15 protein-coding genes are annotated in these 20,709 nt (G+C 65.6%); 7 read left to right on the top strand and 8 right to left on the bottom strand.

Annotation, left to right across the window (positions count from 1 at the left end):
- Window positions 1-248: 248 nt before the first annotated feature.
- The 8 genes from GWG67_RS36235 to GWG67_RS36200 form a co-directional block, all read right to left on the bottom strand.
- Window positions 249-1,136: a DUF5677 domain-containing protein gene (locus GWG67_RS36235; protein ID WP_275174473.1), complete on the bottom strand. Its 888-nt coding sequence runs from the start codon at window positions 1,134-1,136 to the stop codon at window positions 249-251.
- A gap of 3 nt (window positions 1,137-1,139) precedes the next feature.
- Window positions 1,140-1,610, bottom strand: coding sequence for a very short patch repair endonuclease (locus GWG67_RS36230; RefSeq protein WP_275174472.1), 471 nt, complete (start codon window positions 1,608-1,610; stop codon window positions 1,140-1,142).
- Window positions 1,603-2,760 (bottom strand): PD-(D/E)XK nuclease family protein, encoded by a 1,158-nt coding sequence (locus GWG67_RS36225; RefSeq protein WP_275174471.1) that lies wholly within the window; start codon window positions 2,758-2,760, stop codon window positions 1,603-1,605. Before GWG67_RS36225 ends, GWG67_RS36230 begins: the two co-directional genes overlap by 8 nt.
- Window positions 2,761-2,762: 2 nt before the next feature.
- Window positions 2,763-8,372: a DEAD/DEAH box helicase gene (locus GWG67_RS36220; RefSeq protein ID WP_275174470.1), complete on the bottom strand. Its 5,610-nt coding sequence runs from the start codon at window positions 8,370-8,372 to the stop codon at window positions 2,763-2,765.
- Window positions 8,369-9,283 carry a hypothetical protein gene (locus GWG67_RS36215; protein WP_275174469.1) on the bottom strand — a complete coding sequence of 305 codons (915 nt, stop codon included), beginning with the start codon at window positions 9,281-9,283 and terminating at the stop codon, window positions 8,369-8,371. The genes GWG67_RS36220 and GWG67_RS36215 overlap by 4 nt, the downstream gene beginning before the upstream one ends.
- Window positions 9,235-13,239: a hypothetical protein gene (locus tag GWG67_RS36210; RefSeq protein ID WP_275174468.1), complete on the bottom strand. Its 4,005-nt coding sequence runs from the start codon at window positions 13,237-13,239 to the stop codon at window positions 9,235-9,237. The genes GWG67_RS36215 and GWG67_RS36210 overlap by 49 nt, the downstream gene beginning before the upstream one ends.
- Window positions 13,240-13,418: 179 nt before the next feature.
- Entirely contained in the window at window positions 13,419-14,579 is a 1,161-nt protein-coding gene (locus GWG67_RS36205; protein ID WP_275174467.1) for a DNA cytosine methyltransferase, read from the bottom strand.
- A gap of 296 nt (window positions 14,580-14,875) precedes the next feature.
- Window positions 14,876-15,076, bottom strand: coding sequence for a hypothetical protein (locus GWG67_RS36200; RefSeq protein ID WP_275174466.1), 201 nt, complete (start codon window positions 15,074-15,076; stop codon window positions 14,876-14,878).
- A 270-nt stretch (window positions 15,077-15,346) separates the two neighbouring features.
- Between GWG67_RS36200 and GWG67_RS36195 the strand changes: the two genes are divergently transcribed.
- From GWG67_RS36195 to GWG67_RS36165, 7 genes are all read left to right on the top strand, one after another.
- Window positions 15,347-15,886: a hypothetical protein gene (locus GWG67_RS36195; RefSeq protein ID WP_275174465.1), complete on the top strand. Its 540-nt coding sequence runs from the start codon at window positions 15,347-15,349 to the stop codon at window positions 15,884-15,886.
- 2 nt (window positions 15,887-15,888) lie between these two features.
- A complete protein-coding gene (locus GWG67_RS36190; protein ID WP_275174464.1) occupies window positions 15,889-16,431 on the top strand; it encodes a hypothetical protein in 543 nt (180 codons plus the stop codon).
- Window positions 16,432-16,434: 3 nt separating this feature from the next.
- Complete coding sequence (locus tag GWG67_RS36185) at window positions 16,435-17,040, top strand: hypothetical protein (protein ID WP_275174463.1); 606 nt, start codon at window positions 16,435-16,437, stop codon at window positions 17,038-17,040.
- Window positions 17,037-19,145, top strand: coding sequence for an AAA family ATPase (locus GWG67_RS36180; RefSeq protein ID WP_275174462.1), 2,109 nt, complete (start codon window positions 17,037-17,039; stop codon window positions 19,143-19,145). Before GWG67_RS36185 ends, GWG67_RS36180 begins: the two co-directional genes overlap by 4 nt.
- A gap of 64 nt (window positions 19,146-19,209) precedes the next feature.
- A complete protein-coding gene (locus tag GWG67_RS36175) occupies window positions 19,210-19,461 on the top strand; it encodes a hypothetical protein (RefSeq protein ID WP_275174461.1) in 252 nt (83 codons plus the stop codon).
- Window positions 19,462-19,637: 176 nt separating this feature from the next.
- On the top strand, window positions 19,638-19,892 hold the full coding sequence (locus tag GWG67_RS36170; RefSeq protein WP_275174460.1) for a hypothetical protein: 255 nt from the start codon (window positions 19,638-19,640) through the stop codon (window positions 19,890-19,892).
- A 78-nt stretch (window positions 19,893-19,970) separates the two neighbouring features.
- A complete protein-coding gene (locus tag GWG67_RS36165) occupies window positions 19,971-20,639 on the top strand; it encodes a hypothetical protein (RefSeq protein WP_275174459.1) in 669 nt (222 codons plus the stop codon).
- The last annotated feature ends 70 nt before the right edge of the window (window positions 20,640-20,709 follow it).

The following is a 20,709-nucleotide window of genomic DNA, read 5'->3' as shown; positions in this document are numbered from 1 at the left end:
TCCGGTGGCGAAAAAGACTGGCCGGGGTGAGCCGAAGGGCGACTACCTCGTCGACCTGTCAGAGGCGTTGCGCGGAGCCCTGGTGCGGAGACGTAGAGCCCAAGCGATGAAGGAGCCCTGGATGGGGATCGCCGGCCCGAAGAAGATCCTGTTGCTGAAGGGGATGTTCGGAGAAGCCGGAAGGAGGCTGCGGCGAAGGAGCCAGCGCGCGTTCTCACCGAAAGGAGGTTTGACGGCTTAAGCGCTCCTCACCGCCCAAGCTCTTCGACTCCGGAACCGGTGTGTTTTGCGATATTCTCGAGCTCCCGCTCCACGTCTGCACGAAGCCGGGCGATGCCGACGCCGGCTTCCGAAAGACCGTAGCGGCGACAGTAGGAAAGCGAGGCGTCCAGAAAGTTTGCGACTGCGTGGTAGAGAAAGAGCCGGCTATTCCAGACCGTCTCGAGCGCCATCGCTTCGAATACTTCCTGCGATTGCAGGCGTCCGACGAAATAGCGGATCGTTTCTTCCGCATCGCCGTGCGCTTCCGAACTCATTCGCGCATAGAAGGTACGGTACGACAACCCCCTACCTAGCTCGCTGAAGCGCTTCTCGATATTGGACGGCCACTGTTCGAGGTGCTGAGCCCCGAACGCCTGCTTGACGAAATCTCGAAGAATCTCGTTGGCTTCCTGTCTTCTGTCGGCGGAAGCATTGTGAATCTGGGCGTCGGCCCCGGACAAGCTCGAACTTTCCTTCCGCCAGGCCTTCACCTGGCGGTCGACGCTCCGAAAGTAGTGGTCGAAGTAGGCAAGGAGGCGCCCCGTCGTATCGCCGGCCAGGATGAACGCGATATTCGCCGAAGATTCCACGCTGGCGCGCGACACGACCTCCGAAGCCGATCCCGAGCCCGTCACGAACGCAACGATCGCCGCCTCCGCAAGTTCGGAGTTTCGGTGGAGCATATTGAGGAGGAGGCCTACGGCAGGATCGCCCAATTCGGCATCGGCAAGCTTCGAGTAGGCGGCGGTGACGGACGCATTTGCCGTGATCGTTGCATGTATCGCAAGCTTTTCCCGTTCGACGACTTCTCCCAAGCTGAGCCCATGCCTGGCCGCGAAGTCCGAGAGCATATCGTCGCCTTCAAATAAATGCATCGGCTAGACTTCCTGTCGCCCGAAGAAATCCGCAATGCGTTGCGCCGCCGCGCCGGGACGGCGCGTATCGCACTCCCAGACGGTGAGGACCCTATATCCCCGCCGCTCGAGATTCCGAACGTGCTCGGCATCCCTCGCTTTCGTCCTGTCGAGCTTCGGTTGCCAGTAGTTTCGGTTCGATTTCGGATCAGAAGCCAGTTTGCAGTCTGCATGCGAATGCCAGAAGCAACCGTGGACGAAGATCGCGAACCTGCGACTCTTGTTCGCGAAATCCGGCTTGCCTGGAAGATCGCGCACGTTCATTCGGTATTTTACGCCAGAGCTGGCCAGGAGCGTTCGGACGACGCGCTCCGGCTTTGTGTCTTTCGACCGAATCCTTGCCATCGCCTCGCCCTTGCTCAGCGGACTGCGCTGGCTCCGCGGAAGCAGCTTGCCAAGCTTAGACGTAGACACTCGATTGCCGGAGCTAGTCATGCGCGGCTCCGCCGGTCCAGAGCGAAACCTCTGGAATCTGCTGTGTCGGCACTAACACCGTTGCGACCTCCGCCGACAGGCGCCCGTCGCGCCGAAAGCCGGCCCCCACTATCCTGTAGTCCGTGCCGGGCGGACTCGCGAAAGCATCTCCGTGAATGGATTGGCGCGTGACCATGCTGAACTCGCATGCGCCGGGTAGGGTCGAGATTGCGTTCGATAGTGTGACCGTCTGCAGGTCGCCGTCGTTTCCCAGTTGAACCGCTTTCAGGCGTCCAGCGGCCGCTGCCGTGGCACCCGGAGTCCGAACCAGGCCCGGCATCGTGCCAAGCCAAGCCCAGAAGGCCGGGCAGACGAGTTGAAACCGGCAATTCTGGCACGAAGGCGCAGACGGGTTCGCGAAGTGGAGGGCGTCTCGGGCCGATGAGAGTGCGCCGTTCCAATCGTCGAGGTCTTTGACTGCACGGTCAGCCTCCGCGTTGCATTCGGACGGATCGAGGTCGAACTTGATGCTGGTATCCGAAGGACCGGCGATGATCCCCTTCTTCGGCCAGAATCCAAGCACCTCGGCGATGATCGCCGCGTAGATGCGGATCTGGCGCCGGTATCGTTCGAGGATTTCCGATCCCAATGGTGTCGTTGCATCCGGAAGGTTCGACTTGTAGTCGGTCACCGAGGTGCGGTCGAACCGGTCTGGCCGGCCAATTAGTTTACCCGCCCTCGCAACCAGCTTTTTCTCGGTTCCGGACCGGATCGGTCCGGCGGCGCCGTTCGGAAGCCGCCGGTCCGATGGGAGGGCCTTTAAGCGGAGGCTGGCGGCAGCGCTGAGAGCCCGCTGGCGGATGAGGAAGTAGGAAGGCCAGCGAACAGGGTCGCCATACCGCCGGTCGAACTGGTGCCCGGAAGCGAGCCGAACGGCTGCGGATATTTCGCTGTCCCAAACGCGCTCAGGATCCGTCTCCGCAGGCTCGATGCGGACGCGTTCCAGCAGAGAGTGATAGGCCTTGCCTAGCCATAGACGCGGATCATGAATGACCCAGTCATCGGCCGCCGCGCACATCGACAGCCCTGCTCTCAGCCTGCAGAGCGACATTTCGGCAGCGGTCGTCGGGCTGGTATTTGCGAGAGGGGTAATGGCCAGCGTCGGCGCCATGGCTAGAACGGCTGCCGCAGCGCCTCGAACACGGAGACGAACGTTTCGGTGGGGTGAATGCGAAAACCGGCCGCTTCAGCTTCGTCCCATGCCTGCGCCAACTGGGGGCCGACATTGTTGCGGTTTGTAAGCCAAAGGGGATGCGTGAGGATAACAACGTTCCTGCCGTAGGTTATGGCCGGAAGTCCGGCGAACGAAGTCTGCTGACTTCCGGGACGCGCGTTCGCGAGCGTGAGGCGGGCGATGTTCGCGACGCGGCTCCATAATGGCGACGTGATCGTAATCAGGGCGGCAGGGTTCAACGCCAGCGAAGCCATGTCGACCCCGAGGCGCCAGTCGAGAAGATTGTGATACTGGAGATTGCTGTAGCTGCGCAGGCAGTCCGGACAAGAGGCATCGCAGTGATCCGCATGGCGGCTGGCCGTCAGGGTTTCGAAGAAATGATGCTGCGTCGGCTCGCAGATCATCCGAAGCAGATGCTCGGTCTGCTGAGGTTCCCCAATGTGCGTGGCGTAGCCCGCCCCGTTTTCCAGTGTATCCACCAGGAAGACCTGCCCGGTGAGCCCGCCGGCGACGTCTTCGTTGCTGCGGATTCCGCACTTGAGTTCGTAATCTTGAATGTCGAGGTGCACCGCAGCCGCTCGGCGCAGCATGAACGCGAGCGAATAGAGCGCGGCTCGTCCTTTTGGTGTCGATGGATCGGCGGCACATCCGGGCCCGTAGTCCCTGATGCCCATCAGCATCATGTCCGTCTGGCTGATCGCGGCGAGCGCACAATCGATCGGCGCTCCGATCGGGTTGATCTGCGGCGTCGCGATACGCCGGCCGGCTATCTTGGCCTCGGTAGCGTGCGCTATGCCTATGTCGACGCGTGCTGCGGAGCCTGTTTTATATTGGGAAAAGTGGTACAGATCCCCACCGTTGTCGTTGATCACATAGAGATAGTCGACACCTGCGCCGACATCGAAGTTCAGATGGGGCCCTATCGGGAAGGTGGGACGCCCGACCTTCGGCCTGGCCGCGCGTGGCACGAAGTCGAAGACCCCGTCGTAGTCCCGCGCCTTCGAATAGTAGCTCATGAAGCCTTTCGGCTGCCGGAGATCGAGGACCCGGTACTCGCGCTCTTCGTTTCCGGCCACCGCCCCGCATGTCGGACAGGCGCCAACGTTCGGGTTTGTGGTTTGGACGTTCTGGCAGTTTCCACACAGCCCGACGTGAACGGCCGGCCCTAGGGGATCGGGATCCTCCGCGACCGTCTGCCCTTGCGGAAAGTACCGAACGACGCCGACCGCGGTGTGGATCGCCCTCTCTTTTACGGTTTCGGCTCCCGGCGCGAACATGCTGACCGCGAGCTCGAGGTCGCGGTCGATGACGTCGTGCGGCGGCCATCGGTGCGGCTCGCTATGATAGAGATTTCTAGACCGGGTCGGGAAACCGAACATCGGGAGGAGGCCGCGGTTCGAAAGGCGTTCGCTCAGACCTTCCTGGATGAGACCTGGATCACGGCTTGCGTCGGTCACGGCGGCGACGAGCGCGGTGCGGATGTAGTTTAGCTCGGCCGCGCGCGCTCCTGGATCGCCGGCCAGCACAGTGTTGGCGAGAAGCAGATCGCAGGCATGCTCGACATCGGCGGGATGACGGTCGATCCATTCCTGAACGATATCCGCAACGGTCGCTCCAGCATACCCGGCGGGCGCGACCGCCGGCGTTTGCTCCCAAGCGTCCGCGCGTCCGAACTCGCCGTGGACGCTGTCGCCTGCGTTGTCGGCGAAAAGCGAAAGATCGCTGAACGCCAGACGCAGGACCTCCTTGTTCAGGACGCGCCGCAAGATCTGCGGCCTGTTTGTGTCGACATAAGGCGGCGGGGGCGGGTCTGCCGTGATCCGGTCCGGCCTCTGGAAGTAGTAGTCGTCATGGCTTCGGCCGCGGCACAGCGTTAGCGCAATGGAAACGGCCGCCCCGCGCCGGCCCGCCCGGCCGACACGCTGCTGGTAGTTGAACCGCATGGGCGGCATGTTCGCCATCATGGCGGCGAGCAGGGAGCCGATGTCGACGCCGGCTTCCATGGTCGTCGTAACGCTGAGCAGGTCGAGAAAGTCCGTGAGATTGTGCTCTCCGTCGATGGCGACGTTCTGGAACAGCCGCTGGCGGTTCTTCGCCACGGCCTTGTCCGTCTGACCGGTCATCTCGGCGCAATTCAGGCGAAAGATCGGACCGGCCTGCGTGGCGAGCCAGCTGTAATAGTCGAGGGCGTCCGGGCTATCGGTGAGAGGCTCTGGCGCGCCGAGCTCCGCCTGGCAGTTGCTGCAGATGCCGCCGCTGAAGTGCAGATGGATTCGGGAGCATCGGCCGCACTGGTGGAAATTTTCGTTGCGGCGCCTCACGAAAAGTCTGTCGTATTCCAGAATCCCTTGGTTGAGGACGCCCGACCTCGTTAGCAGGCCTACGGCGTCCGCCTGAAAAGAGCCCGGATCCCGTCCGTTCAGCCTCGCGACCTCGTCGAGATAGTCGGAAACGTATCTCGGAATTCTGCCGTCGTTGTCCGTAGCGCGGTGGGTCGTGATCCGGCGGCGCTTGCCGAGCATCCGTATGCAGCTTTCTGCTGCCTGATAGAGCGTATCGTCGGCCTGTGGACGGAAGAGCGGATCGAACGTCACCACGCCTAGCTTCAGCGATTCGAAATCCCGGCGGCCCCCGGAAAAGATCGATTCCGCGATCGCTCCGCGCTCGGCTTCTTCGATCCTTTGGCGGTGAGAATTTTGGGCTGGAGCCAGATTGCCTTTGAAGCCGGGCGGGTTCAGCTGCCAGTCGAACAGAAGCGCCCAATCCCCTTGCTGTCGGTGGAGGTCCGACCAGGTAACGCTTCGATCGACACCGCCCGGGTTCATGCCGGCTCGGAGCAGCCGTCGCCTCGCTTCGGCCTGCAGATTCTGGATAGGCAAGGTGCCATCGCGCGCCTGAGCGAGCTCTCGATCGGCCAGCTGTTGTTGCGTCAGGTTTCCGACCGCCGACTGCGACGATCCGAGGCCGAGTGCTACCATCGATAGCGCCGAAGCGACGTGCGGGTTCGCCGCGGCGAACTGGTTCGCCAAGTCGGTCTCTTCCTGCGTCAGCGGTGCGCCCGAAACGCGCCGCTCGAACGCGAGTATCCCTTGGGCCTGGCCGTCGAGCCCTTCCACGATCACTTGGCGCATGGCGTCGAGCCAATGCGACTTCGCCACACCGACGGCAAGTTTGGCAGCGTCTTGGCGGCTGTCGGAGAAGAGAACGAGCTTGCGGCGCGAATCTTCCGGCTGCGCCGGGTCGACAGGCGCGATCTCGCGCAGCAGCGCATCGGAGAGAACCTGCGCCGTCTTCTGGAAACCTGTACGCTGCGTACGTATCGGCGCGGCGCTTGCCAGCTTGCTCCAGTTGCTGTCGCACCGCGGGCAGACCGACGGCCGGTCGTTGCGGGCCGAGGGCGTCGCCAGCGCGGCCGGAGGATTCGCCGCGTGGTGGCCGGGCACGTAATAGAGCCAGCCGTTGGCCGACTGAGCCGTTCTTGCAGCCGCGATCTCACCCGTCTGGCACTGGTAGTGCGCCTTCATCCACCTGCGCTGCAGATTGTCCTGCGTCCAATTCTCTCGCTGAGGATTCTGAAGGCCGCGCGCAGTCCTGGCTGGCCAGTACACGGCATAATTGGTGTATTCGCGGTCGTTCGCAGAGTGGTCGGGCGCCTTCTCGATGTTGGGATCGTCCGGAACGAGCGACCACACGTTCGGGCGAATTTCCTTGCGGTAGCCACCCAGGAAGACCTCCCCGCATGGCTCGCAGTAAAGCATCTCCAGAACGCGGGAGCCGCACGGGCAGGTCGTTATCGGCCTGTCGTAGATCTGTCCGATCAGGATATCCGCGTCGGTTCGGGCCACCTCCGTGCACGCGGGGTTTGTGCAAGCCCAGATCCCTTGGATGTTGCGGAAGAACAAGTGCGTGCGGATCGGCAGGATGGGCGACCCGTCCTGCAACACAGATCGAGCGAGAGAGGCGACGACGCCGCGCCCGCGGGCTTCGGCGTCTTGCGCGCTGCTTCCCGGAAACAGGCAGTCGCCGATTTGCGCCGGAGTCAGCGGCCGGATGACCGGCTCGTCATCAGTATTGCTGTTGCACGCCGAACGGACGGCTTCGCCTAGCGAAAGCTCTCCGAGCGCGCTACCAAGTCTTTGTTCCGCCGAAAGAGCGGCATCAGGAGCCGCAATCGAGGCCTCCTGAGCCAGACGATCGATCGCTGCATTGGTGGAGGCGTCGCTGCCCGTCTCGATGGCGGCGCCGAGGGCGGCGAAAGCGGCACCCAGGCCGGCAATCCGCTGGCGAACTCCCTGCGCGATGGGGACCGAACCTCCCCGAACCAGTTCGAACGGACGCGATCTTCCAAAAAACTGGCGAAGATAGTCTTGCGCTTTCGCGGGGTCCGACCCCAGCGACGCGCTCGACGCTAGGATGCGGAGTTGAGGATGCTCCGGATCGAGGCCGAGGCGGTCCAGCAGTACGCGAAGGATGTAGGCCACCTCCGTGCCCGGAGTTCCGCGATAGGCGTGGAGTTCGTCCACGACGAGATGGAAGACATGCTCCGGGCTCGCCTCGAGCCAGGTCTTTGTGGCTTCGAAGATCGGAGCCTCAACATCGCGCATCAGCATGATGTTGAGCATGCTGTAATTCGTGACGAGGATATCTGGCGGTGCTTCCTGAATGTCCCAGCGGCTCCACATCTCTCCGCCGTCAAGACGCGGGAAGAAGCGCTCGGCTTCGCGTCCTCGGACGGCAGCCGCAGTATTGTCGAGTCGTTTCAACTCGTTGCGTAGCTCGGACTCCTTGTTCATGCTAGACGACCGCCCCGCCAGCGGCGTGGTCCCGATGTAGCGGCCGAACCAGAAACGGTGCCCCGGTCTCCGTGCTGCAAGCCAATTTCGGATACGGTCGCTGTCGAGCGATAGCCGGAGCCGCGTCATCTGATCTTCGGCAAGCGCATTGAGCGGATACATGACCAGCGCGCGCAAACCGGGCAGCCTGGATCCTTGTTCGAATCCTCGCTGGCTGATGCGCGGATGATGAGTCGTTCGTCCGGATCCGGGCGGCGGCATCATGTTCCACCAGTCGTTTCGGGGCCGGCCGCCGGCAGCGGCCCAGGCAGCCGACTCCTTGATGAGGGCGGCGAACACGGGAAGATAAATGGACTCTGTCTTGCCTGAGCCTGTGCCGGTCAGAATGACGGCGTCACGCCCGCGAACGGTGGATAGCTCCAGCATCTCCTTTTGATGGCTGTGCAGCCGGATCGGATCCGCTCCGCGCGGGAGAAACAGTCCGCTCGCCGCGAATTCTCCGAAATCAGCTATTGTTTGCGCGGTCCAGCCGGGAGCGCCGCTGAGAACGTCACGTGCGGCTTCCACGATGTCCATGTTGCTGCTGGCGTAGGGCGGCTGCGGCTCGATGAGAGGGTCGCGATAGAGTACCCCGTCGCGATCGAGCAGGCGGCGCCTTTCGTTGACGAGCTCGTCGAACCTCAGATCAAACGGGCTGTCGAAATAGCGGAGATAAGTCTGCTTCAGCCCGTTGAAGACCGCCATCGCGTCCGTCATGCCAACCTCAATCCCAGTATCGCGGCCGCGAGGCGGGCTGCCCGTCCGGCGACGCCGCGAAAGACGATCTGACGCGTATTCTGCACGAATTCTGGAAGCCTGCCGGAGCACAGCACAAGGGCGCGCGTCACGAGCGTCGGGGGTCTCAGCGACGCAGGAAGAAACAGGGAGCTCGAGTTGAGATCGATATGGAGCTTCTTCGTCTTCGCTGCAACAATGAGACGGCCTGCGGCCTTTTCAATCCGCGACTGCGAGTTCGCGCCTTCCTTCAGGACGATGACCGTGTCCCAGTCGCGCTTGATTTCAAAGAGACCCTGCGCGGCTGCTTGAGCTTCGTCCAGCGTGGTGTCGATCCATCGCAGCCTGGAACGGGAAAACCGCCGTACGCTTTGTGTTCGGCCGGCGACCATCGGGATCGGCTCGCGCGGCCATTCCGAGATGCGAGGCAGGCTGGCAAGCAGAGTGAAAGCCGCATCTCGCTGCCAATTGAGCGAGGCGTCGGAAGCGATAGAACACAGATCAAGGGTCGTCGCGGCCGTCACAAGGATGCAATCCGGACGTCCCGGCTGAACGATGGTTTTCAGATCGGCGCCGCGGCTTTCGCATGCAGTCTTCAAGCGTGCGACCAGTCCGCGTGTCCTCGCGCCGCATAGTATGGCCGCAGCGGCTTCTTCGGATCCGTCGCCGAGCACAGCGAGAACCGGCGGAGCGATGCGCCACCTGTCCTCTTCTCGCTCAAGGTGGCCGAGTATCGAGAGGTCGGCCAGCACGTGTCCCGCGCTCCCGTCAGAAAGGAGTTCTGAGGGAAGATCGCTGGGCCGGCCGTTTCCCCGATAGGAAAGCCATTCAAGAAGGCGCTCCGTCATCGCGTGCGCCTCCAGCGCCTGGCTTCGCGCGTCGCCGAGCGCCAAGCGGCTTGCGCCGCCTGAGTCTGGGGCCGGACCGGCACGCGCCGTGCCGCGACATCTCGCACCTTCGCTATCCAGCGGCTATCGAGCTTGGCGGGCTTACCCGCGCTCGTGCCGGCGAGATAGTTGAGGACGAGAATCTTGCTGTTCCGTCGGCCGCTCGACGAGAGGATCACGAAGAGCGGTTCGAACGGAAGAGCCGCGATGGACGCCGGGACATCCCTACGGAGCGCGAGCCCTTGCATCTCGTGCCGTGCGCCGAGCGCCGTCACGCTGGTGGCCGATTCAGTAGCGAGCACGGTGCGCCCGCCTTGCGAGAAGACCATCGCTCCGCATACACAGGCCAATCCGGCGAGCGGTGCAGCAAGGCTGTCGTGAGCGCCCCACGGCTCCCAGCCTAATCCCCAGGCGGGGTCCGCGATTATTTCGTAGCTTTGCGAAGGTCCAGGCACGACGTCGATCAGATGTTTGCCGGCCTCGGCCCATCCCGGTGCCGTCCAGCTTCCGTCGTCCTCTTTCGCGGCGGGCACTCCGCCGATGAAGACCTCGCAGTTGGAGGGCAGCCCTTCGAGAAGGATTCGCGGCGGCTCGATGTCGGCGTACGCGGAGGCCCGGATGCTCATCCCGCCGCTGAAAACGATGCGGGTGGCGGCGCCCGGGTCGAGCGGTTTCAGCCATTCGGCCAGGCCGGGGGCAGCACGCTTGGGGATGTAGCTCTCTAAGATCGTCCAGCCTGCCGGGACGCCCTCAAAGCCGGCGAGACGGCGAAGGGAAGCGGAGCCGGCCGCCTCCGCCGCGTGCTCGATGGCAGCCGCGTCGGTGTCGCAGCATACGATCGCGTACTCAATACCCGTCTCCGCGGCGGATACCGAAATCAGTTCGGCTTCGCCCGCGAGGGCGGCAAATAGGTGAATCCGGCGGGCGCTGCGCATCCACTCGAGGCGCCTGACTTCGTCCGATCGGCGAAATTCTCCGCGCAGCAGGTCCGGTGTCCAGTCCATCTCAATGTCGCTGTAGCGCGACTCGTTCAGTGCGAGAACCGAATCGCCAGCAATTTCGATTTCCGCGGGAAACCCGTCGGACCTCGATAGAACCCCTGCGAGCTGCACGTTCTTCCGCCGGCGATCGATGACGAGGCGGAGCTTGGCTTCGGTTTGTCTGACGCGCGCCGTGCCCCGGCGCTCTTGGCGGGGATCGGCGGAGTCGCGCGCCGGCGCGGCCCGCCGGGATCCCCGCCTGTCCTTGAAGATCGTGGAAGAGCCGGAAAAAGCGAACTCCGCTTCGGTCTTCGCTCGCTTGGGCACGTCATCGGGTTCTATGGCCGCCGCTACGGCGTCGTCTGCAGAGCGAGAATCGTCAAGATCCTCCTCGGGTCCCGAATCCTCCCTTTGATCGATAAGGACCGGGCTTGACTCTCCCTCCGCTTCGGCCTCGTCGATTGCGGCGGGGCTGCTGTAGTCGAGCGGCGTGTCGAGGTTCTCAGACGCTTCAGCGGCATGCGCTTGGGCGACTCGAAGGCTGCCCGTTCCATCAATATCCGCTCCGACTTGGCCGCTCGCTCCTTCGTTCGGACCGGGCTCACTGGGAGGGGAAACCGCCTGCGGTGCCGCCGTCTCCGGCGGCGAGTTCGCGTTGGGACGAGGGCCGTCTTCGGGCGGGCCTTCTGTGGGCGGGGGTTCGTGCGGATCGAACTCACCGATGATTTTGAGGGCTGAAGCCGGCGTTGCCGCTATCGATTGGACTGCAAGCAGATGTTCGAGTTCGGCGACGCTCCGCTCCGCGCCGTTCCACGATACGATCGGGCGCCAGCCCAATCCTTCCAGCCGCCGGGAAATGTTGGCGACGGTCTCGTCGCGCGGCGAGAGCGCCGTCGCTTCGTAAACGAAGAGCGCCAGCCGCCCGTCCTTCTCCAGGACCGTTCCTTCGAAGGTGGTCCGGATGATCTTCCAGCCCAACGCCTGCGCGGACTTGATGTCCGCCGTGATCCTCGGATCTGCGGGTACCGGCTCGCCCAATTCGCTCGTCCGGCAAAACACGACGATGCCTTCCCGAGCGTTCGCGGCTGCTTCTCGCAGATCGGTATTGCGTGCCGTGTCGGCGAATGCGACGACGATGTCAGCATCTTCACTCGCGGGCGAAACAAGAGCTCTGAATCCCGCTTGGCGGAGCTTCGCAGCAAGACCGGCGGCCGCCGCGGGCAGTTTCTCGGGGCCGAGCGTCGGATCCGAGCTTACCACGATCCCGATCCCCGTCGGCGAGCCGAGCCAGCGGTTCGACTGCCCTGAAGCGGCGGCGGCAACGGCTGCGTCCGACTGGCGATGCGGAATTTCAAGGGCTATGGAATCGTCGGAATCTAGGCCGATCCGGTGCGTTAGAGCCCCTGCCCGTTCGATTTCGCGTCTGGGGTCTTCCGCGATGTTCAGGATATCGTCGATGACGACGACATCGAAGCGGCCATGCCGCCTATACGCCTCGACGGCCTCTTGAGCGCTCCGAGCCCTGACCACCGAGGCCGGCCAGGCCGGGGCGGCGCGGCTCTCGTCGGCGGTCGTTAGCTCGAGCAGCAGGTCGAGGACGCCGGCGCCGTAGGATTGGGCCGGCTCGTCCGTCTCGATGATCGCCGGCGAAGCGTTTTCGACCAGAGCGGCAAAATCGGGCGGAGCTTCGAATATGTCGCCGAAGCCCGTGCTGGCGAAGAGCTCGCGCAGCTGCCTCAGCTCGGTGGCAGCCTTCGAGCGATGATCCGTGGAGCCGGCCGTAACGGCGGTCCTTGCATCTTCGATCGGACCGCTTCGCACACGCTCGTAAAGAGATCTTGAAAGAGCCGCCCTCAACGTTGCGAGATGGGCCGGCAGATGCCGCGCGGCGTAGCGGGCTTCGCGGAGTTTCTGGACAAGCGAGCCGATGTCCTGAGATGGCAGACCGTCTGGCGAGTGAGCCGCCGACTTGAAGCTTTCGATCGTACGGCTTCCAAACTCCTGGACCAGAGGCTCGAGGACGGCGCTGTCGTGGCGATAATCCTGCAGCGCGGCTTCGAACGTCCTCACGGCCGCAGGCGCTCCCTGGTCCGGACGCATGCGCATGAAGTAACCGATGGCTTTGGCGGCCTCGTCCTCGCCGGCGGCGCCGAGGGCCGCCTTGAGATTTCCGTGCCTCTTGATCAGCGCGACGGCCGCGCCGATCGTCCTCGCCATGAACGACGCGTACCTGTGATACTCGGACAACGTCTTGTGCGACGAGCGCGGCCGCAGCAGGCTCGCTACCGACGCGGAAGCCCGGCTTTCTTCTCTTACCTCATGGCGGCCCGAAACAAGCCTGGCGATATCCCGTTCGTAGTCCTGATCGCTGGCCAGAATCAGGCTCAGGGCCTCTTCGTTGACCGGAACGTCGGCTGGGCGGCCTGCGACGGCGTCGTCGACGTCTTTGATGCTTCGGCCGGTGCGCGCATTTCCCGCCCAGAGCATGTCAGCAATGCGGGATGCATCCTGAGTCGCCAGCGAAAGAGAGTTGATCGCCGACTCCGAGAGTTCGCGGCTCAAAGCGACGCTTGCTTCCACTTCCCCTGGCGTGAGCCCGTGAGATGTGAGGATCTGCTGCGCTTTCTGGAGCATGAGAAGCGCCGCGCGCGCCGCCGCCGGATTCGACCTTGCCCGCGCGGCGACGGGGCCGGCCAGGAGATCGCGATGCCGCGGCTCCTCCTGTGGCGCGGAGGACGGATGCGTCAGCTGCGCCCGCTCGGCCAGAACTCCATGGATGTCGCCGACGACCGAGTAACCGAGCGGGAAACCGAGGACTGCACTGTCCCCGACGAGAAGGCATGTCTTCCCGTTTCGGGCCGCTTCGGCCGCGATTGCGTTCGCGAGAGTCGATTTGCCGGTGCCGCTGCGCCCTCCGACATCCACCGATGCGGACGCAGACCTGCGCAGCGCCAAGGACTGGACATGGTCGAGCGTGATCATGGCCAGATTGCACCGCGCCGTTCCATAGAATGAATCCTGCCCCTGACCGCGTTCTTCCGAGTTGAATCCTAGTTTAGGCACACGCGCAAAATAGCGACAACCGATTTCTGCGATTTAGTTCGAAACTTTGGTGGCAAGAGGCGACGGCGGCAGCGAATCCTTGACAGCGCTTCCGATACTTAGATCGTCTTCAGCAGCTTTCTGGCCGCGGCGGCGACAGCATAGCCCAGCAGCGGAGGCACGGCGTTTCCCACCTGCTTGAGCTGCTGGCGCTCGCTTCCCACGAAGACGAAGCCGTCGTGGAAAGACTGCAGTCTTGCGGCCTCTCGCACTGTGATCCATCTATCGTGCTTCGGATGTATCCATTCGGACAGGTCGCGCTGCATTTGAGCGAGTATCGTATATGAAGGCTCGTCCGGATGAAGCCGGCGCCACTTGTATGGTCGCGATCCGTCCCAGAGAGATTTTGGAAGAGAGTCGCCGGCGGCGCCGGGTTTGAGAGCCTTGACGATTCGCTGTCTTCGCTTTTCGATTCCTTTGGTGTGATGATTGAAGAGCGATCGCTCTCCCTTGAGGTTCGACGTTTTCCATGACTTCGGGACAAGCGGACTATCCATGTCCAGTCTCATGGCTCGCTGGAAGTCGGAGAGTTTCTTGAGGCGCAGTTTCGGGTAAGCCAGCGGCCCATCATCCGGCGAGACGGAGCGCGGCAGATCAGATATGGCTTCGTCTACCGTGACCTCTCGCTCGCTGCGATGGGCGTTTAGATAGCGGCCGAATTGAACTGCAAGATCATCCGGCGCCGACAGATCGTCCCTACTACCGACGAAGAAGACGCGCCTACGGTGCTGCGGCACGCCGAATTGCGAAGCGGTCAGCGGAATCAGAATCGTGTTCCGGTAGCCCGCAGACCTGAGCGCGGAGAAGATGAGATCGCGGAAATGGCCGTTTTTCATCGCGACCATGTTCGGTACGTTCTCCATCACGAAGAGCTTCGGCTTGAGCGCCCTAAGCACTCTGGCGAACTCCAGATAAAGGAGGTTTCGGGGATCCTTCAGGTCCCTCGGTCCGATCTGGCTGAACCCCTGGCAAGGCGGACCGCCGAAAACGAGGTCGACTTCGCTGTCGATAAGGTCCCGCTTGGACGGGACACCAGGCTGGGACTCGACCAAGAAGCGCGAAACGTCGCCGCTGAACATGGGCACTTTTGGAAAGTTGGCGCCGTGGGTTCGCACGGCATATGGATCCATCTCAACAGCGCATGCGAGTTTGAAACCTGCGAGGCGCACACCTTCGCAGAATCCGCCCGCACCACTGAACAATGAGACGGCAGTCGGCATATGTCCTCGTTTCGGCTCGTGCCGTGGATTCGCTGCGTACCGCGAAGGTCAGGCGTAAGCTAGTAAGTGTCAACGAGGCGATCGCGCTCTGAACTGCTTCGTTCGTCTGCTGCCGCCCCACAAAAGAGCGCTCTCGATGGTCCAACCCGAGCAGATGGTCCATCCCGCGCAGACCGAATGCGGTCAGTCAACAGCACGAACGACAGATCCACGGATCTGTTATCCCGCCAGAATGGGACGGCGACAGCTCGGACGCACGACCGAGCCTGTCAATCGCGCGGCTTTGGGCAAGTTCGTCACTTCTTCCCGTCTTGGTGCCGCTCGAGCCATTCGCTGGCGGCCTCCTCCATCACCAGCGACGCCGTCGTGTCCCGCAGCGCGGCCGCCGACTTGATCCTCTTGATGATCTCGGGATCCAGCGAGGTGAGAAGCTGCTTCTTGGGGCCGCCGGCCGGCGGCTTCCGTCCCGGTCTCCCGGCCTTCTTCTTTTCCGCCATCGGTCCCGTCGCCCATATGCTGTTGGATCGGGGGCGAAAATTCCACGGCAGTCGGAAGGCGGCAAGCCCCCGGGCCTCCGCGCGGCCGATTTCCACATCGATCGACGACCTCGATAACCTGAAACGCCCCGGAAAGTCCCGAAAGATCGCGATCCTCATAGACCTATTTGAAATAGGTCTATCACCTCAATAGAATCTATTGACTCGATACGGCAGCCTCGGCCATAGAACAAAGCAAGAACATTTGTTGTGTAGGCGTGAGGTGTTGGTATGGCGGGCGTGCTGCAGCGTGACGATTGGCGGGCCGATCTGGCGTCGATCCTTCCGGACTTCTTCGCCAGGCCGGGCCGCGAACCGTGCGTCCCGGAGTGCGGCCCGGGCTGGGCCGGCGTCGTCGACCGCTGCTGCGTCCGGATCGCCGCCGCGCTCGAGCCTCGCGAGTCTTTCCGCTTCGAGACTATCGGGCAGAGCCAGGGCGCGCTCCGGATCCGGTGGGCCGGCCGGCTTTCGGCGGCGAGCGAGGCGGCGGTCCGCGCCGCCGTCGACCTGGCCGAGGCCCGCTCCCTGTGCGTCTGCGAACTCTGCGGCGCCCGGGGCCGGCTGTACCGGGCCGACGGGGTTCTCGCGACCCGCTGCCCCGGGCACGCCAAGGGCATCCCGGCCCGCAGTCCCGGGATGGAGCACGTCCATCTCGTCCAGCTGACGGTGAAGGGCCGGCTGCGGGTCGTGGTCGGCGCCCGCTACGTCTTCGAGAGCGACGCCTTCGTCGAGATCGACGACCTCGACGACCTCGGGCGCGGGGAGGCCTGACGATGGCGTCGTCCACCCGTCCCGACTGGCGCGGATCGCTCGTCGAATCCTACCCCGACCTGTTCGGTCCCGTCGGCGATCCGCCGGCCGCCGCGGGCTGGCCGTGCTGCGGCGACGGCTGGCGCGACGTGCTGGAGCGGGCCTGCGTGCGGATCCGGGCCGCGGTCGAGGCGGACGGCGGCACGGTGCGGATCGTTTCCGTCCAGGAGAAGTACGGCACCCTGCGTATCGATTGGCGCGGTGCGCCGTCCCCGGACGTTGCCGCGCGGCTCGAAGAGGCCGTCGACCTCGCCGAGGCCCGCAGCGCGACGACCTGCGATGTCTGCGGCGCGTTCGGGGTGCTTCGCGGCGGCGGCTGGCTGGCGACGCGCTGCGCCGCGCATGCCGAGGGGCGCCCCGCGATCGAGTTCGAGGAAGGATTCGAGAATCTCCAGGTCGAGCGCCGGCTCGTCGGCGGCCGCTGGCGCTCGCGTTTCCGCTTCTACGACCGCTCCGACGACCGGTTCGTGGAGCTCGGTCGCCCCCGCCGCCGACCCTCGGAGTAGACGATGCACCCGCCCGACTTCGGCCCTACGGCCCACCGGGGACGCCCGGACCTCTTCGTGTCGGCCAAGACGACGTCAGGCCCGATCCCGGCGCGGCATCCCGCGCTCAGGACGGCGCTGGTGCAGTCGTCGCTCGATCCGGCCGTGCGTGCGATCCACCACGTCGCGTCCGCGCCCGTCGGGGCCGCGCCGGTCGAGGTCGACGCGGTCGTGGTCGCGAGGGACGACGGGTCCTTCGTGCTCGACGTGGTGCCGGCCCGTCTCCCACGGTCTTTCGACGAGGAGATCCTGCGCGGCATCGCGCTGCGCGGGCTCGGGGTCGGCTCGCTGGTGGTCACCTCGGAGCATCTCGCCGCCGAGCCCCGCCGCTCCAACGTCGACTTCGTCTGGTCGCACCGCGGCCAACCCGTCGCGATCGGTCTGCGGCTTGGCATCCTCCAGATCCTCGCCGAGGACGGGCCGCTCCCGCTCGGCCGTCTGCTGCAGTCGGTCCGCTCCGACCGCGATCCGGCGGCGGCGGTGCTGTCGCTCGCCTGCGACGACCAGCTCGAAATCGACCTGGCCTCGGCCCGCATCGGGCCGGCCACGACCGTGAGGTGCCGCACGTGAAGAAGACCGGAAAAAAGAAGTCGCCCAGGATCACCTTCCGCATGGTGCGGAAGAAGCTCTCCGACCTGCACGGGCAGGACGCGGCGGAGGATGCCGACGCCGACTTCGACATCGAGAAGGAGGACGAGCCGCAGCCGCGTCCGGCCCGTCGGCGGGTGAGCGCCGTGACGGCGGTGGTCGGTGCCGCCTTCGAAGCGGCGGTGCCTTCCGATCTCCGTCGCCGGCTGCGGCACAACCAGGCGCTGGCGGCGGTGATCGTCGTCCCGACCCTGGCCTGGGTCGTGCCGGTCGCCGCCCACGCCAGGTCCGTGCTCGGCTCGCGCTGGTGCGTGCATACGCGCGAGGGGGCGGACCGCAGGCGCAACGCGGCCGTGGGCTCCGACGACGTGGCCCGCGACCTGTCCCGCGGGATGTGCGTCATGGGCGTCGCCGCCGACGCGGCGCTGCTTCCGACCGCCCTGAGCGCCGGCGCCGACGTGACGATCCGCATCGCCGCGCCGGACGCCGCCGTGCTGAAGCGCGCGATCGGCCGCTTCGCGCGGCGCTCGCCCGGGGAGCTGCCGGACGGACTCGCCGCCGGCCTCGATCTCCACGACATCGTTGCCGCCTTCAGGCCCGGCACGGGAGCGCGCGACATCGTCCGGCGGCTTCAGGCGGCGGCCGACGCCGGGCGCGGAACGGCGGCCCGCGTGCCGGTGCTCGAGACCGCAGTCGAGTACGGACCTGCGCGCCGTTGGGGATTGGATCTCGCTCTGGATGTCGCCGCGTACCGGGCGCAGGAAGGCGCGGGAAAAGAGGCTTCGGGTAACCCGATTTCCTGGCGCGACATCGACCGCGGGATCTGCCTGCACTCGCCGCCCGGCATGGGGAAGTCGATCTTCCCGTCGATGCTCGCGGCGGCCTGCGGCGGCATCCCGCTGGTGTCGACCTCGGTGGGCGGATGGTTCGGAGGATCAGGGTATCTCGACGCCGTCTTGGGATCCATGAGAAGCGCGTTCCAGCGCGCTGCGGCATTGGCGAGTCCTTGCGCGATCCTTCACCTCGACGAGGTCGACGCGCTGCCCAACCGCGAAACGATGTCAGACCGCTCGCGCGAGTGGTGGAATGTCTTGGTCTCCGAGGCGCTTCTGCTGCTGGATTCCGCTCTGGCGGGCAGGGCCCGGGTGGTGGTGATCGGCAGCACCAACATGATCGACCGCGTCGACCCCGCGTTGCTGCGGCCCGGGCGGCTCGAGAAGATCATCGAGATCCCCCGCCCGGACGCCGCCGGCGCGCTCAACATTCTGCGATTCCATCTCGAGAGCGATTTGCGCGAGGACGATCTGAGCGAACTCGGCGTGCTGCTCGAAGGCTCCACCGGGGCCGAGGTCATGTATGCGGTGCGGGCTGCGCGCCGCACGGCGAGGAACGCCGGCCGCCCGCTTTCGGTCGACGACCTCAGGCGTGCGGTGCTGCCGGTGCAGGAGATCCCGGCCGGGCGCCTGTTCAGGATGAGCGTCCACGAAGCTGCGCACGCCATCGCGGCGCTGGCCATCCCGGTCGGCACCGTGCGGCACGTCGTGCTGCGGACGAGCGGCGAGTCGGGTGGGCGGACCGTCGTCGACTACGGCGACGACCCGCTGTCGACCCGGCGCGGGATCGAGGACCGCGTCGTGGTCGGGCTCGCCGCCCGCGCCGCGGAGCGGATCTTCTGCGGCGCGATCTCGACGTCGAGCGGCGGGGCGCGGTCCAGCGACATCGGCGCCTCGACCGCGATGATCGCCTCCGTCCACGGCAGCTTCGGCATGGGCGAGGACCTGGTCTATCTCGGCGCCGGCGACGACCTGCTGCGCGACATCGCGTTCAATGCGGACCTGCGCGGCCGTGTCGCGCGCCACATGCGCGAGCTCGAGGGACGGGCCGAGAGGCTGGTCGAGGCCAACCGGGCCGCCGTCCTCGCCGTGGCCCGGCGGCTCGCCGACAGGCGTTTTCTGTCCGGGGACGAGGTCGCCGCGATCGCGCGCGGCCTGCTCGCCCCGGACCGCGGAGCGGCGCGCGCGACGCACGCCGGACCGGCCGGCCGGCCCGGCCGCCGGACCGTCGGGCACGGGCGGGCGAAGCGGTGAGCCCGCGGACCGCCGAGCGCGCGACCAGGCGCGAATCCTTGAACAGACGGATGGAGCAATCTGCATGGCACCGCTGCCCCGACGCATCGCGGCCCGCCCCGATCCCAAGGATTGGGCGGACGAGGAACTGCTGACCTTCGCGGAGGCGGCCGCGCTGCTGTGGCCGCACGGCCCGCTCACGGCGAGCACGCTGCGCACCGCCTACCGGGCCGGTCTGCTCGAGACCGTCCTGCTCGCGCGGAAGTTGATGACCTGCAAGCGCGCGCTGCGGCAGATGGCGGAATCGGCGCGCCGGCCGGCGCGGCAGCGGGCGTGAGCGGGCGCCGCGACCGGCGGAACGGCGGCGCCGGCGCCGGCGGGGGGCGGGCCGCGGACGCCCGCTCACCCCCTTGTACCCGCAGGAAAAATGGAGAAATTGGCGGGGGCCGCCGCGCCGCGCCCGAACGCGTGGCGCGGCGGCCCGATCCGGCCCGGTGGGACGAGCACGAGCTGATGGGCCTGCACGAGGCCGTGGCGCTGCTGTGGCCGCGCGGGCCGCTGACGCTGTCGAGCCTGCGGACCGCGATCGCGAACGGCGATCTCGGCCACGCCCGGATCGCCGGCCGGATCTACACGACCCGCGCCGCGCTCGCGGCGATGTCGGAATGCCGAAGGATCTCCGCCCCGGAAGGCGGCCCTCCTTCGGAAGCGGACTGGGAGGCCCATCTCGCCTCGCTGCTGCCCGGCAGGGGCGGCCGAGGCGGCTAAGGCCGACCGGACATTTGGATTTAGAACGTCGTTTCTGGCGGGGGCGCGAAGTGCGCCGGTCCGTCGCCCCGAGGACGCATGTCCGCAAGCGGAAAGGAGAACGAGCCGATGCCGACGACGGACGACGCCCGCCTCCTGCGGATCGCGCCCTCGACCAATCCGGACGGCCTCGACCTGACGCTCGCCGAGGCGAGGGCGATGTCGGGCGAACTGTTCAGGCGGACGTTCGCCGTCGCGGACCTGGAGGAGGTCCCGCTGGTCCATCCGGGCCGCTTCCTCGAACGCGCGCCGCGCGGATGCACCTGGTACGTCCGCTTCGAGGCGGCGCCGAAGAAGTCCGGCGGCAAGGACCGGAAGCAGGACCGCTACGTGCTCGCGGTCAAGGCGCCGCAGATGGCCGGACCCGAGGCCGGAGGCGGCGTGGCGGTGGCGCCGCGGGTCTACGTGCTGGAAGCCAAGGAGCCCGACGCTGCGCGGCTCGAGGCCCTCGTCTTCCTCGCGCGCAGGTCGGGCCGGCGCATCCGGATGTCGCACTGGCCGATCGAACGCATCGAGGGACTCTCCTGCAAGGATCTGCTGGAGAGCTACCGGCTGGAGAATCTCGGCCCCCGGCCGGACGGCAAGGAGGACGCCAACAGGAAGAAGAAGACGCGCGAGACCTACGACCAGGCGGTGCGCGTCTTCCAGCGGGTCTTTGCCGAACTGGAGATCGGCGATCTCAAGGGCGACTGGCTTCCCCGGCAGTAGGAACTGCGGTCCGGCCGGCCGGCGACGTCGCGCTATGCCGATCTCAAGACGGTCCAGATGTGCCTGAACG

It is taken from the genome of Bradyrhizobium sp. CSS354, assembly GCF_029051725.1.
Taxonomy (GTDB): domain Bacteria; phylum Pseudomonadota; class Alphaproteobacteria; order Rhizobiales; family Xanthobacteraceae; genus Bradyrhizobium.
Note: the sequence above shows the minus strand (reverse complement) of the source record. Positions and strands in the feature narration are given on the sequence as shown.

Excerpts from the sequence above, each read along its gene's own strand:
- GWG67_RS36235 (WP_275174473.1), bottom strand. The coding sequence starts at position 1,136 with ATGCATTTATTTGAAGGCGACGATATGCTCTCGGACTTCGCGGCCAGG.
- GWG67_RS36230 (WP_275174472.1), bottom strand. The coding sequence starts at position 1,610 with ATGACTAGCTCCGGCAATCGAGTGTCTACGTCTAAGCTTGGCAAGCTG.
- GWG67_RS36225 (WP_275174471.1), bottom strand. The coding sequence starts at position 2,760 with ATGGCGCCGACGCTGGCCATTACCCCTCTCGCAAATACCAGCCCGACG.
- GWG67_RS36220 (WP_275174470.1), bottom strand. The coding sequence starts at position 8,372 with ATGACGGACGCGATGGCGGTCTTCAACGGGCTGAAGCAGACTTATCTC.
- GWG67_RS36210 (WP_275174468.1), bottom strand. The coding sequence starts at position 13,239 with ATGATCACGCTCGACCATGTCCAGTCCTTGGCGCTGCGCAGGTCTGCG.
- GWG67_RS36205 (WP_275174467.1), bottom strand. The coding sequence starts at position 14,579 with ATGCCGACTGCCGTCTCATTGTTCAGTGGTGCGGGCGGATTCTGCGAA.
- GWG67_RS36200 (WP_275174466.1), bottom strand. The coding sequence starts at position 15,076 with ATGGCGGAAAAGAAGAAGGCCGGGAGACCGGGACGGAAGCCGCCGGCC.
- GWG67_RS36195 (WP_275174465.1), top strand. The coding sequence starts at position 15,347 with ATGGCGGGCGTGCTGCAGCGTGACGATTGGCGGGCCGATCTGGCGTCG.
- GWG67_RS36190 (WP_275174464.1), top strand. The coding sequence starts at position 15,889 with ATGGCGTCGTCCACCCGTCCCGACTGGCGCGGATCGCTCGTCGAATCC.
- GWG67_RS36185 (WP_275174463.1), top strand. The coding sequence starts at position 16,435 with ATGCACCCGCCCGACTTCGGCCCTACGGCCCACCGGGGACGCCCGGAC.
- GWG67_RS36175 (WP_275174461.1), top strand. The coding sequence starts at position 19,210 with ATGGCACCGCTGCCCCGACGCATCGCGGCCCGCCCCGATCCCAAGGAT.
- GWG67_RS36170 (WP_275174460.1), top strand. The coding sequence starts at position 19,638 with ATGGGCCTGCACGAGGCCGTGGCGCTGCTGTGGCCGCGCGGGCCGCTG.
- GWG67_RS36165 (WP_275174459.1), top strand. The coding sequence starts at position 19,971 with ATGTCCGCAAGCGGAAAGGAGAACGAGCCGATGCCGACGACGGACGAC.